At 40.3% G+C, this 13,199-nt stretch carries 12 protein-coding genes and 2 pseudogenes; 7 read left to right on the top strand and 7 right to left on the bottom strand.

The features are described from left to right. Position 1: 1 nt before the first annotated feature. From B9T33_RS10760 to B9T33_RS10750, 3 genes are all read right to left on the bottom strand, one after another. The gene (locus B9T33_RS10760) at positions 2-481 is read right to left on the bottom strand and encodes an NfeD family protein (protein ID WP_086178898.1); all 480 of its coding nucleotides are present in this window, start codon (positions 479-481) and stop codon (positions 2-4) included. A 97-nt stretch (positions 482-578) separates the two neighbouring features. Continuing rightward, positions 579-1,502 carry a patatin-like phospholipase family protein gene (locus tag B9T33_RS10755; RefSeq protein ID WP_086178897.1) on the bottom strand — a complete coding sequence of 308 codons (924 nt, stop codon included), beginning with the start codon at positions 1,500-1,502 and terminating at the stop codon, positions 579-581. 61 nt (positions 1,503-1,563) lie between these two features. Next, positions 1,564-2,199, bottom strand: a complete 636-nt coding sequence (locus tag B9T33_RS10750) for a 1-acyl-sn-glycerol-3-phosphate acyltransferase (protein WP_086178917.1) — start codon at positions 2,197-2,199, stop codon at positions 1,564-1,566. 168 nt (positions 2,200-2,367) lie between these two features. Here B9T33_RS10750 and B9T33_RS10745 point away from each other — a divergent pair, with 168 nt between their 5' ends. The 5 genes from B9T33_RS10745 (at position 2,368) to B9T33_RS10725 (ending at position 8,700) form a co-directional block, all read left to right on the top strand. Next, on the top strand, positions 2,368-3,648 hold the full coding sequence (locus B9T33_RS10745) for an MFS transporter (protein WP_086178896.1): 1,281 nt from the start codon (positions 2,368-2,370) through the stop codon (positions 3,646-3,648). 115 nt (positions 3,649-3,763) lie between these two features. Beyond that, the gene (locus B9T33_RS10740; protein WP_086178895.1) at positions 3,764-4,870 is read left to right on the top strand and encodes a porin; all 1,107 of its coding nucleotides are present in this window, start codon (positions 3,764-3,766) and stop codon (positions 4,868-4,870) included. 128 nt (positions 4,871-4,998) lie between these two features. Then, positions 4,999-6,672: a phosphoethanolamine transferase gene (locus B9T33_RS10735; RefSeq protein WP_086178894.1), complete on the top strand. Its 1,674-nt coding sequence runs from the start codon at positions 4,999-5,001 to the stop codon at positions 6,670-6,672. A 3-nt stretch (positions 6,673-6,675) separates the two neighbouring features. Next, positions 6,676-7,344, top strand: a complete 669-nt coding sequence (locus tag B9T33_RS10730; RefSeq protein WP_086178893.1) for a response regulator transcription factor — start codon at positions 6,676-6,678, stop codon at positions 7,342-7,344. Positions 7,345-7,365: 21 nt separating this feature from the next. Next, positions 7,366-8,700: an ATP-binding protein gene (locus tag B9T33_RS10725; RefSeq protein ID WP_086178892.1), complete on the top strand. Its 1,335-nt coding sequence runs from the start codon at positions 7,366-7,368 to the stop codon at positions 8,698-8,700. Between the two features lie 74 nt (positions 8,701-8,774). Here B9T33_RS10725 and B9T33_RS10720 read toward each other — a convergent pair whose 3' ends face one another. After that, complete coding sequence (locus B9T33_RS10720) at positions 8,775-9,488, bottom strand: phosphatase PAP2 family protein (protein ID WP_086178891.1); 714 nt, start codon at positions 9,486-9,488, stop codon at positions 8,775-8,777. Positions 9,489-9,647: 159 nt separating this feature from the next. Between B9T33_RS10720 and B9T33_RS10715 the strand changes: the two genes are divergently transcribed. Next, positions 9,648-10,346 carry an HAD family hydrolase gene (locus B9T33_RS10715; RefSeq protein WP_086178890.1) on the top strand — a complete coding sequence of 233 codons (699 nt, stop codon included), beginning with the start codon at positions 9,648-9,650 and terminating at the stop codon, positions 10,344-10,346. A 75-nt stretch (positions 10,347-10,421) separates the two neighbouring features. Here the strand turns inward: B9T33_RS10715 and B9T33_RS10710 are convergent, their stop codons facing one another. After that, on the bottom strand, positions 10,422-11,609 hold the full coding sequence (locus B9T33_RS10710; protein WP_086178889.1) for an ammonium transporter: 1,188 nt from the start codon (positions 11,607-11,609) through the stop codon (positions 10,422-10,424). Positions 11,610-12,217: 608 nt separating this feature from the next. Continuing rightward, positions 12,218-12,292 (bottom strand): annotated as a pseudogene (locus B9T33_RS16680) (dihydroxyacetone kinase); the annotation flags it as partial. A 20-nt stretch (positions 12,293-12,312) separates the two neighbouring features. Between B9T33_RS16680 and B9T33_RS10705 the strand changes: the two are divergent. After that, positions 12,313-12,396 (top strand): annotated as a pseudogene (locus B9T33_RS10705) (peptide deformylase); the annotation flags it as partial. A 14-nt stretch (positions 12,397-12,410) separates the two neighbouring features. Here the strand turns inward: B9T33_RS10705 and B9T33_RS10700 are convergent. Then, positions 12,411-13,193 carry an AraC family transcriptional regulator gene (locus B9T33_RS10700; protein WP_086178887.1) on the bottom strand — a complete coding sequence of 261 codons (783 nt, stop codon included), beginning with the start codon at positions 13,191-13,193 and terminating at the stop codon, positions 12,411-12,413. Positions 13,194-13,199: the final 6 nt, after the last annotated feature.

Raw genomic sequence — 13,199 nt, 5'->3', positions numbered from 1 at the left:
TTTATTGATGGTCATTTGGGTGGTTGCTGCTATGCAGTTGAACGACTAAATCATTTCCTAAAATATCAATGACACGAACACGGTCACCGACTTGGAGTTGATCTTGAGTACGGCAATGCCATTCATCTGAACCTAATACAGGCATGGGAAAACGGACTTTGACTGAGCCATGTTCTAGTTGAGTTTGGATGACCATACCCACTTGTCCAATCGTCGCTTCGCGTGAAAGACCTGCTTTGGTTTTATCGATAGAAAGTGGCTTGATAAATTTAAACCATGAAAATGTGCATACAATTGCAAGGATAATCCAGATGATAATTTGGACATTAAAGTCCATAGATGGAAAAATCCAATATAAAACACCGACTAAAATAGCCGATACGCCAAACCATAGGGCAGCAAAAGACGGCAAAACCAGTTCAAAAAGCATCAAAGCGACGCCTAAAACAAACCAGTGCCAAGGTTCTAAAATAAATTCCATACATCTACTCTTATAATGGGAACATTGATATAGATGAAGCAATATCTATATCAATGTAGCAGATGTATAAACCAATGAATATTAAAAAATCATTGATTTATATTCGAGCTTTCGGTGCAGGCTTCAATGCAGCAGGTGATTGTCTAAAATCATTAATGGCTTTTTCAATGCTATTAATTTTGAGTTGAGCTGCTTTTTCACCTTCTAATATTGTGGCATTACTTGATTTTAAATCCAGTGTACCAATATGACCGACTTTCGGTTGGATTACGATATTGGCATTTTTCAGTTCTTCATTAATGCTGTGCTGACCCATAATGTTGATGGTTTGATCGAGCAGACCAAACATACTCACAGCTTTTGTTCCATCTGGACGTGCTGAGATATCAACGGCAATCACAATGTCGGCCCCCATATCACGTGCAGTTTTGACTGGGATTGGGCTGACCAATCCACCATCGACATATTTCACTCCAGCAATGGTTGCAGGGACAAAGACGTTTGGAATACTGCAAGAAGCGCGCACCGCTTGACCTGCGTTACCACGGTTAAATTCGGTTTTATTCCCATTGTCTAAACGGGTTGCGACTGCGGCAAAGCGTTTTGGAAATTGCTCAATGGTTTTATTGCCGATGCTCTTGTTTACAAAGTCTTGTAATTTTTGACCCTGAATCACGCCTTGGCTATTTAAAGTCAGGTCACGAATATCCGATTCCTTGAAATTTAGTGCCAATTGTTGCATTTGATACGGTGTTTTGCCGCTGGCATATAAACTGCCTACGAAACTACCTGCACTGGTACCCGTAACAATTGTCGGTTTAATGCCATGAGATTCAAGAACCTTGATGACACCAATATGAGCAAAACCTTTGGCACCACCACCACCCAAAGCAATGGCAATCACAGGTTCGCGAGCTTTTACCGGTGTTGGTGTAGCGGTAGAGGGAGTTTTGGTTGCAGAGTCACAGCCTGCTAAACCAAGCACCAAAAGGCTTGGAATAAAGAAATGCGATAGTTTCATGATTGAAATCTGATTGTAAATTAAACAAGTTGCACATCACATCAAAAAAAACATGCTTTGACTAGGGCTTTTTCCAGTGCTTTTGTAACGGCAGAGCCAACCACTCAGGGTTGCGTGGTGAAAAGTGACCTTCATACAGATTTAATATTTTGTCCAAATCGGCAGCATAGTCACCTGTTGGGGAAAATGTCCCTAAACAGCGTATGGTTTTTTCAGCATAATCAAAACTAAACATCACGATTGGAATCTGTGCTTCATAGGCAATATAGTAAAATCCACTGCGAATTTTATCGGCTTTTTTACGTGTACCTTCTGGTGCCATACCAATCCAAATCTGATCACGTGAATGTACAATCTCGGCAATTTCACGGGTTAAACCCTTGGGATTATCACGATTGACAGGGATGACACCGATCCATTGCAGCAGCGGTTTTAATGGCGTATCAAATAAGCTGTTTTTACCAAAAATCGTGATTTGAATTCCGATACCAAGTAGTGCTAGAAAACCATACCATGCATCTATATTTGAGGTATGCGGTGAAATAATGGCAACGGCCTTGGGTAAGTTTGGAAACTCACCCGTAAAGCGCCAACCTTGGGCTAAAAATAACTTTTTAAAAACTAAGCGCGAAATCGCTGAACCACGTGATGGTACTTGGTCAGGTAACTCAGGAAATAGCTGTAGATCATTATTCATGTCATCTTCTTTTTTTGTGTAATGGCGTGGCATCCTGCCATGTTGCCTTCGACATATCTTGTCTATGACTTTCATCATAGGTTGAAGCCAATTTAAGATCATTGGCAAATTCGTTATAGTTTTTATACTCTAAGTGCTTCTTTTTGCTCATTCAACGCAGAGAAATACATGCGCCAGCTTTATCTCTTACTGTTTTCCTTATATTGGGCACAAGGTTTACCTGTGGGCTTTATGACGCATGCTTTGCCTGTCATCTTAAGAGCAGAAGGAGTATCACTTACGCATATAGGCGGCTTTGGCTTACTGATGCTGCCATGGTCAATCAAAATATTTTGGGCGCCTTTAGTCGATCAACACGGCTTAGCTTCAAAAGGACACTACCGTAGCTGGATAGTACCCACGCAACTGCTGACGATCTTTATTTTAGTGCTGCTGTCATTTTTACCAATAGAAAGTCTGAATCAGCCTGTTTATTTGTTGCTGTTCTTTATAGTGCTGCTGAGTATGAACATGGTTGGTGCAACCCAAGACATTGCAACGGATGGTTTGGCTGTCAACATACTTAAAAATGATCAACAACATTGGGGTAATACATTTCAAGTGATCGGCTCGCGTCTGGGCTTTATTGTCGGCGGAGGTGCAGTTTTATGGGCTTTAGACTGGCTGCATTGGCAAGCAACGTTTTTATTTCTAGCCGCATTGGTTTTTCTCAATACTGTACCGATTTTATGCTATCGCGAAGCTGAAAGAGTCAAGCATTCTGATATCCCTCTATCTGAAAATAATACGGAAAAACTCAGTTTTCAGCAGTCGATAAAACGCTATTTGGCTTATTTTACTGAAACCAAAACCTTGCTGATGTGGTTATGGGTCTTGCTGAGTTTTAAGCTTGCCGATGGTCTGGCAGGACCGTTATTAAAACCTTTAATGGTCGATATGGGGCTGAGTTTTAGTCAAATTGGGCTGTATGTCACCATGCTTGGTGCGGTTGCAGCTTTAATTGGTGCTGGACTTGCAGGAATGAGTTTGAAATATCTGTCACGTGCACAAGCGCTGATTAGTTTTTCAATTTTAAAAATATTAACGCTGCTGGCTTATGCATGGCTGGCTTTGCAATTTGACGCAAAACAGCAGGTCAATGCTTGGATCATTTATGGCATTAATGCCGCTGAAGATATGGTTTCAGCCATGCTGTTGGTCGTAATGCTGACCTTGGTGATGCAATACAGCCGTAAAAATTTTGCAGGTACGGACTTCACGTTTCAGGTGGCGTTAATGGCGACTGTTAGTGGTGGTCTTTATAGCATCAGTGGATATTTTGCCGATCAACTGGGATATAGCAGCTATTTATTTCTGATTTCTGTGGTGGCGGTATTGAGTTTAATTCCAATAATTTTATGGTCAAATACACAAAAAATGAGCAAAAACATTGATAAATCAAGATTTTGATTGTGTTCATGCAGCTAAAGAACTAAAAGAGCATTGCAAATATTATTTTAATAATTTTGTAACAAGTTACGCGTGTGTAATATCTGTTACAAAATAATTTAAGGAAATTTTTTGAATGAAAACTAAGTTAGCAGCGGCGATTGCTTTAAGCCTTTTGGCAGGATCAACTTTTGCAGCACCAACGTTTTACGGGGAAATCGACGCATCTGTAGATTATTTACCTGAAGACAATAAATCAGGTTTTTCTGACAAAGATGTGGTGGAAATCAGTTCAAATAGTTCATTTGTTGGTTTGAAAGGTGATGAAAAACTGACTGATCGTTTAAGTGCCGTATATGCAATTGAATGGTCATTTAACTCAGATGGCGAAGGGGATGACTGGTCTAAGCGTAACCGCTTTGTCGGTCTGAAAGATGCGAAACTTGGTACATTAAAAATTGGTGCACATGATACACCGTTAAAACAACTGTCTAGCCCAGTCGATACTTTTAATAACTATGTAGGTAACCGTGCTGACATAACAGGCATTATGACCGGTGATAACCGCGTTGCAAATGCAGTAATTTATGAATCTCCTGCTTTCAAAGTGGCGGATGGTGCAATTAAAGTCAATGCATTACTTGCCAGTGGTGAATCTTCTGGGATCAAAAACGATAAAGGTGTGGTGAAAACTGCGGGCCGTGGTTTAGGTGATGCGTGGTCTGCATCTGTTGTGTATGACAGCCCTATCGTGGTTGCAGGTTTAGCTTATGACAAAGCGATTCCTTCAAACTTCGGTGGTGTAGGCATCTTAAATGCTTCACAACCAGAAGTGGCTGGAACCAAAGTATTTGCAGCAGCAAATACCATTCGTGCAATTGGTCGTGTCAACCTTGATGGTGGCTTAGCACTCAAAGCACTTTATCAAACATCTGAAGTTGAAAATGCAACAGGTAATGATACAGCGGCTGCCAATATTGATGATGCACAAGGTTGGTTAGTAGGAGCAGAGTACAATCTACCATCTGCAAAAGCGTGGACAGTGAAAGCTCAATATAGTCAAAACACGACCACTTACAAAGTTGGTGATGACTACGAAGCTCTGCAGTTAATTGCTGGCGTAGATTATGCATTTAGTAAACAAGTCAAAGCTTATGGTTATGCAGGCTATTTAGCACTTGAACAAGGTTCGAATGAAAGCGAACAACCTGTAGTGGGTACTGGGCTTGAATTTAAGTTCTAAGATTTCGTATTGATGAATCAAAAGGCGATGTTTTACATCGCCTTTTTTGTTTTTTGATCATACTTTTAAGTGATTTTTAAGTTTCAATTTTTAGATTAAAATATCAAAGATTAAATATTGATGCCGATATGCTTAATGCAATACATAAGATTCAGCAAAAATTACCACAGCTGAGTTTAAGCCAACTGAATTTAATCCTGTCTATTTGGCTAGGATTGGGGTTGAACATTGCTTTTTATCAGCAAATTCAACAACTCACGCCTTATTCGGGTGGTAAAGCTGGACTGTTTATCGCAGCAACTGTGGTTGTGGTGGTTGCGCTGTATAATGTGTTGATGCAATTGGTGCAATGGCGCTGGAATTTTAAAATTTTAGCGAACGTACTACTGATTATTGGCGGACTGAGTGCCTATTTTGTAAATAGTCTAGGTGTCACGATTACGTCGGATCAAGTACAAAATATGATGCAAACAGACATCAAAGAAGTAAATGATTTAATTTCGCCGCAATTTTTCATTTGGGTTTTTGGACTGGTCATTGTTCCAGTTGTTGTGACATTACTATTACCCATTCGAACTGAAGCTTTACGCACTGTATTAGGTAAAAAAGCGCTGAACATTGTATTGTCACTCGTTGTTATGGCTGGATTATTGTTTGTGTATTTTGTTGATTATGCAGCGATCTTTCGTGAACACCGCGATTTGAAAGGTATGCTTTCACCGCAAAATAGTATTGCTTCTACGTTTTCCTATTACCACAAAAAAGCACCGAAAAAGAATTTACCTTTAGTGACCTATGGTGAAGATGCTCATTTTGTAAACAAATCGAGTCAAGGTCAATTACCAAAAATGATGGTGCTGGTGGTAGGTGAAACGGCACGTGCTGAAAGCTTTTCTTTAAATGGTTATAGTAAAAATACCAATCCTGAACTCAGTCAACAAAACATCATTAATTTTAGTCAAGTGAGTTCTTGCGGAACAGCCACTGCGGTTTCTGTACCGTGTATGTTTTCAGGTATGCCACGAACTGAATATGATGAGCAGCTCGCAGGGCATCGTGAAGGTTTACTCGATATTGCGCAGCGTGCGGGTTATAAAGTGACTTGGATGGATAATAATTCAGGCTGTAAGGGCACGTGTACCCGTGTGGAAAAATATGAATTTCCTGAAAAGTTGAAACAAAAATGGTGTGATGCTGAAGGTGAATGTTTCGATGGTATTTTGGTCGATGCTTTAAAAGACTATTTGGCAGCGATTCCAAAAGATGATCATTCACCACGTTTGATAGTATTACACCAAATAGGGAGTCATGGCCCCGCTTATTTCAAACGCAGTCGCCCTGAATTTCAAAAATTTAAACCGACGTGTAATTCAAATGCGATTCAAGGTTGTACATCGACTGCGTTAATCAATAGTTATGACAATAGTATTGTCTATACAGACCATGTACTTAGCGAATTGATGAATACTTTAAAAACCACAACAAACTATCAAACTGGATTATGGTATTTATCAGATCATGGTGAATCGACTGGAGAGCGTGGACTGTATTTACATGGTTCGCCCTATGCGATTGCACCTACGCAACAAACCCATGTACCTATGCTGATGTGGTTTTCACAGGATTGGCAAAAACATAATTCAGCAGAATATAATTGTTTAGTGGCACAAAAAGGTCAAAAATTAAGCCAGGATAATTTATTTCCATCAATGCTAAGCCTGTTAGGTATTCAAACGCAGGTGATTGATGAAAAGAACAATATGTTGCAACAATGCGCTCATACCGCTCAAAGCAGGATCTAAGCCATGCATAAAATACTTATTATTGAAGATGATTTCATGATTGCCGAATCGACCAAAACGCTATTGAACTACCAACAGTTTGATGTGGAGTGGGTGAATAATGGCATTGATGGCTTAAAGTTGATTCAGCAGGGTGGAATCGATATCGTCTTACTGGATTTGGGACTTCCAATGATGGACGGCATGCAAGTGTTAAAGCAAATTCGTCAGATCTATCCCCAATTACCTGTATTGATTATTTCTGCGCGAGATCAATTGCAAAATCGTGTCGATGGTTTAAACCAAGGTGCAGATGATTATTTAATTAAACCTTATGAGTTTGATGAATTATTGGCACGTATCCATGCCTTATTACGTCGTACTGGTGCAGCAACGCAAGACAGCACCCAAAAAGTAATCAAACATGGTGAATTGGTGCTGGATGTAGAGCAACATTTAGCACGTTATAAAGGGCAGTATGTTGATTTGTCTAATCGGGAATGGGCAATTCTTATTCCGTTAGTGACTCATCCAAATAAGATTTTTTCTAAAGCGAATCTCGAAGATAAGCTTTATGATTTTGATAGTGAAATTAGCAGTAATACCATTGAAGTTTATGTGCATCATCTAAGAACCAAACTGGATAAAGATTTTATTCGGACCATTCGTGGTTTGGGTTATCGTTTGGGTTAAACCATTAGGACAATATTTTAAATGCAACACACTCCCTATTCTCTGAAAAAGAGACTGATTGTTTATGTGTCTATTTTCAGTATGTTATTGGGCTGTGTGTTGGTGTTTTCCGCCTACCGTATTGCGCTCGAAGAAATTAATGAAATTTTAGATGCGCAAATGCAAAATTTGGCTGAGCGCGTTGCGGCGCATAATCCTGAGCCGATCCAAAGTCAATTTGATCAACACAAGCGTTATCACGAAGAAGATTTATTTGTCGACGTTTGGAGTTACGAATCTAATGCGCAGCAAAAACATCAATTAAAACTTTTGGTTCCACCGAAACAACATGCGGGTTTTTATACACATATTACCCCACGTGATGAATGGCATACTTATGTATTGCCATTAGCGGATAAGCAGATTCAGGTCAGCCAACAAGAATCCGTACGTCAACATTTGGCTGCTGAATTGGCCAGCAGTATGTTTTTACCTTATGCGATTATTATTCCTTTTGCGCTTTTTGCTTTAGGATGGCTCATTCAACGCAGTCTGCAACCGCTCGAAAAGTTCAAACGTGAATTGGCCAAACGAGATGCTTTTGAATTGTCGCCAATTTCCAATGCACCTTATCCGGAAGAAATTGCGCCGACCATTTTAGAAATCAATCATTTATTTGAACGCATTTCTTTATCTCAGCAAGAACAGCGTCAATTTATTGCCGATGCAGCACATGAATTACGTACTCCAATTACAGCACTCAATTTACAAATGCAGATTTTGCTACAGAAATTTCCGCAAGATGATGCTTTATTGAATTTGAGTAAGGGCTTAATTCGGATTCAGCATTTGGTCAGTCAGTTGCTCAGCCTAGCCAAACAAGATGCTTCAATCTTTGAATTAGAGCATAAACAAAATTTTGACTTAAAGCAGGTGGCAGCAAATTGTGTTGAGCAGTTGATTCATTTGGCCATGCAAAAAGATATTGATCTAGGGATGGAGCAGCAGCAAAGTATTGCACTGCATAGCTTAGAGCCTACGGTACATTCGATTATTTTTAACCTCATTGATAATGCCATTAAATATACCCCGCAAGAGGGGATGATTAATGTATCTGTGTTTCAGCAAGATGAACAAGCCATTGTTGAGGTTGAAGACAGTGGTCCTGGCATTGATCCTGCGCTGTATGAACACATCCGAAAACGTTTTTATCGTATTTTTAATCATGAAGAAGTGGGCAGTGGTTTAGGCTTAGCCATTGTAGATAAAGCCGCGAAGCATATTGGTGCTGAACTAGATTTCTCTAAAAGTGAAACCCTTGGTGGCTTAAAAGTCACCCTTAAAATTCCACTCCAAAATGACAATCATGTTGCGTAGGAGGTGACTCCTAAATGAAATTCATCAGCCTTACATCTGGGTTGTTCGCTTAAAAGATCCTTCGATTTTAATCTTTAAATCCATTCGAAGCGTTTATGTTCATTACGCTTCGGCACAGTTGTTTTTGGGAAATAGCGATAGGCGCAGAAGTAGAACGCTGTATTAAATGCCCAGACAATCCATGCAGTCCAAAGGTTATGGCTCAGGAAATGTGCACCACGCATCATTTGAGCCCATCCAAAGCCAAAGCCTATAATCAGTCCTGCAATTAAGAAAAAATAAGCGCGGCGAGGATTGCTGATGCGGTAGGTAAAAAATCCAGTCATCAAGGCAAAGCCAGTTGATGCATGTCCACCGGGAAAGCAATGTCCATGAATTGCTGAGAAATTCCAGATAAAACTTTCAGCAGTAGGTACATTCATATTCCAAGGGCAGGCATGTGCAGACTGCGATTTAATCAAGCCAATGACCGCTGTACTTAAAATAGCGACAAAAAAGAAATAGCCGAGTTCAAAACGTTGGGCTTTTAAGCTCGGAACTTTGAAGCTGCGGACCCAAGCGACTAAATAAAACACATAAACAGCAATTAAGATATTTTTGATATAGCGGTGGTTTAAAACTGCAAGAGACCAATCATTGCGTAGTGGAAAAGTACCATGTACACCGACCCACGGTTGTATGATGGACTGATCTAGAGTACCGCCCACAGGGAAAATTAACAGCAACAGGATAAAACTCAAAGTTAATATGAGCCCTTGAGTCAGGAAAAAACGTGGTGTCGAGTGCATAGTATTGCAGTATTCTATTTTTAATAGATCTATTAAATACGGCTCAGCTTAATTCTGACTTAATTCTGCTTTTCCAAGCTACAGATATATATAGCAATGATGCTGCATTTGCAGTTCACTTCAGTGTGCTAAATTAGAAAAAAACAACGCTGTATAATTATGACCATTCGAGCCGTACTATTTGATTTGGACAATACCCTAACGCACCGCGATAACAGTATTTTGGCTTATAGCCATTTTCTGGCGCAGCAGTTTCAAACAAACTTAGTTGTGACAGATGTGATGCAGATAAAAGCGATTATTAACCGAATTGATAATGGCGGATATCCCAAGAAGGAAATGTTAACTCACCCCAGTATTGGAGCTTCGGTCGCGCATGCTTTACGGCAAGAATTAGAATGGAAGATCTTGCCCGACTTTGATGGCTTGACACAATTTTGGTTTCAATATTTTGGTCAATTTGCCGTGGCGATGCCGGGTGCAATAGCGCTATTAACACAATTAAAACAACAGCATTTTAAACTAGCGGTTGTGTCTAATGGCGGTCATGCAACACGTTTAAATATTTTGAAAGGTTTAGGATTTACCCGTTATTTTGATGCAATTATAAGCTCGGAATTGGTCGGTATCAGTAAGCCAAAACCTGAGATATTTCAACAGACCAGCCGAGCTTTAAATATTTCTGAAGCGCAATGTCTGTTTATTGGTGATCATCCTGTGAATGATATTTATGGTGCGAAACAAGCGGGGATGCATGCGCTATTACTAGAAGGTTTTCATTCCTTAAGTCTCGAACAAAGTTTGTCAATTGAGCATAAAATTCAGCGACTTGATCAAGTGTGGCAGTATTTAAAATAAGCATTTGAGTTGCTAGAAAATAAGTAAAGCGGCACATCGGCCGCTTTACATACCGTAAATATGTGTGAATAGAGCTTAAAACATATTTTCTTCTGAATTGGCAGAAATACGGTGAATACTTAAATCTGCTCCGCGGAATTCTTCTTCTTGATCTAAACGAATGCCCATCATTGCTTTGAGTGCACCATAAACAATAAAGCCACCAGCCAGTGCAATGCTAATCGCCAGCAATGTGCCAATAAATTGAGAAATCATAGAAACACCGCCCAATCCGCCGAGCCATTTTTGCCCGAAAAGACCCACGGCCAGACCACCAAAAGCGCCACACACGCCATGCAGTGGCCATACACCCAAGACATCATCAATTTTCAATTTGCTTTGTGTGTAGGTAAACAGTTTGACAAAGATGACACCAGCAACAACACCAATAATTAAAGCACCTACAGGATGAACCACGTCTGAACCTGCACAAATGGCAACTAAACCTGCCAATGGTCCATTATGTAAGAAACCGGGGTCATTCTTACCCATGAAATTTGCCGATAATGTACCACCGACCATTGCCATGAGTGAGTTGATTGCGACCAAACCTGAAATGGCATCAAGGCGTTGAGCGCTCATGACATTAAAGCCAAACCAGCCGACAATCAAAATCCATGAACCGAGGGCTAAAAATGGAATACTTGATGGCGGATGTGCGCTGATCCGACCATCTTTTTTATAACGACCATGTCGAGCACCAAGTAAAAGCACTGCTGCAAGCGCAATCCAACCGCCCATCGCATGCACCACTACAGAACCTGCAAAGTCGTGGAAAGATGCACCAAAGGTGCTTTCTAACCATTTTTGAAGCCCAAAATTACCGTTCCAAGCCATGCCTTCAAAAAAAGGATAAACCAAAGCGACCAATAGTAGAGTCGCAATGGCTTGAGAGCGCATTTTCGCCCGTTCTGCAATCCCGCCTGAAATAATGGCAGGAATAGCTGCGGCAAATGTAAGGAGGAAGAAACAACGCATTAAGTTATAACCATGATCGGCTGCTAGAGTGTCGCCGACATGAAAAAAGTGTTGCCCATATGAAATGTAATAACCCACAAAAAAGTAAGCAATTGCGGAAATAGAGAAGTCCGTTAGAATTTTACTGAGCGCGTTGACCTGATTTTTATGACGTACCGTACCGAGTTCTAAAAAAGCAAATCCTGCGTGCATAGCAAGAACCAATACTGCACCAAGGAGGAGAAAGAGGAGATCAATATTTTGCATAAGGTGTTCCAGTTTAGTGCGCTAGTTCACGAAAAGGACTTCAGTATATCCATCGAAAAAGTTTCGAGAAGTATTTCTAAAGTGGAAAATTTTGATTAAAAACGTTAAATCTTGTAGAAGACTCGATATAAAGCAAGCACTTGCGAAATGTAATTGTTTATGCACCAATTTGGTGCTTAACGAATTTTGCTTGAGAAAATTAAATGAATGATTCTTAAATAAAAAACGATAAAAATTGAATATGAATAAAATTTGAATAATTTTTGGCGCTATTTCTGGATTAATTCAGGGCAACGATATTTTTTGTATTTTCGTCTGAATGTTAAATTGTTGTGCATCTATTTTATTAAAGGAATAACTCAGCCAAATAATGGGGCATATTGAGCTTTAGATTTCTTGCATCAATCAAAAATTCCCCCCTTTTTCTTTTACAGAGCATGCTCCAGTTTCCAAAGATCATTGTTCATTCTAAATTTTTCTGACTGGTGCAATAGATCTTATGGTTTGAAGCTACGTTTTGGGATACATCAATATGGAATTGATGTTGAGATAAGCATAAAAAGCCTAGATCACTGCAACGTCATCAGGGCCTTTTTAACATTCAAAACTTATTTCAAATGTTCCGCAATATCAGTAAAGATCACACCTAAACCATGTGCGCCAGTATCTGGGTAGCCAAGACTGCACTAAAATCACTTTGGCTTTTGCTGGCTTTCCTGCTTGCATCGTGCAGCACGAAGTCGACCATCTCAATGGCATCCTATTTGTCGAGCACTTGGCAAACTAAACGGATTGTATTCTTCATTTACTCGCATGTTTAAACTGCTGTGGAGGTTGCCCTAGGTGGCGTTTAAACATGGCACTAAATGCACTAGCGTTGCTGTAGCCCAGTGATCTAGAAATTTGCGTTACAGATTCGCCGCTGGAAATTTTACTTAGCGCATGTGCAATATGCATTTGCTGAATCCATGTTCGATAGGACAGCCCCGTTTCTTTTTGAAACATGCGCATTAATGTGCGAGAACTGGCTCCAATCTCATCTGCCCATGTAGTTAAATCTTTTAGCTGACCCGGTGCATCGAGCATGGTTTTGCAGATATGTAGCAGACGTTTGTCCTGCGGCCAAGGGATCTGAATCGGTAGTAGATTGGCTTTATGAATCTCATCAAAAATTAAAATCTGCAAGGAGCGTGACAGTTCATCGGCGCTGAGCACCGCAGAAGGTGGCATACTTTCTAGCGCATTTAAGCGGATCAGCAGTTCATGTAGTAGTTTGCTCACACGAATAATAAAACATTGCTGTCCCATCAGTTCAGCGGCAGCAGTTTCGACTAGCGCCGTATTCATTTTGACATGGCTAAGTGAAATGACGCTGTGCTCAATACCTGCTGGAATCCACAGCGCACACATGGGCGGTACAATCCAAACATGGTTGGGGGTGTAAACCTGAATCATGCCACTAGACGCATAGAGAAACTGCGCCCGAGAATGATGGTGTGGAGGCGTAATCTCCCGATAGTTATGTTCAGAAGACAGGCCTATCACCAGTTCAGACATTTCTGTTTCAATCAGCAAACTGTGCATGTAGGC

It is taken from the genome of Acinetobacter sp. ANC 5054, from assembly GCF_002135295.1.
GTDB lineage: Bacteria > Pseudomonadota > Gammaproteobacteria > Pseudomonadales > Moraxellaceae > Acinetobacter.
The sequence above is the reverse complement of the archived record's forward strand: the minus strand, read 5'-3'. Positions and strand labels throughout refer to the sequence as shown.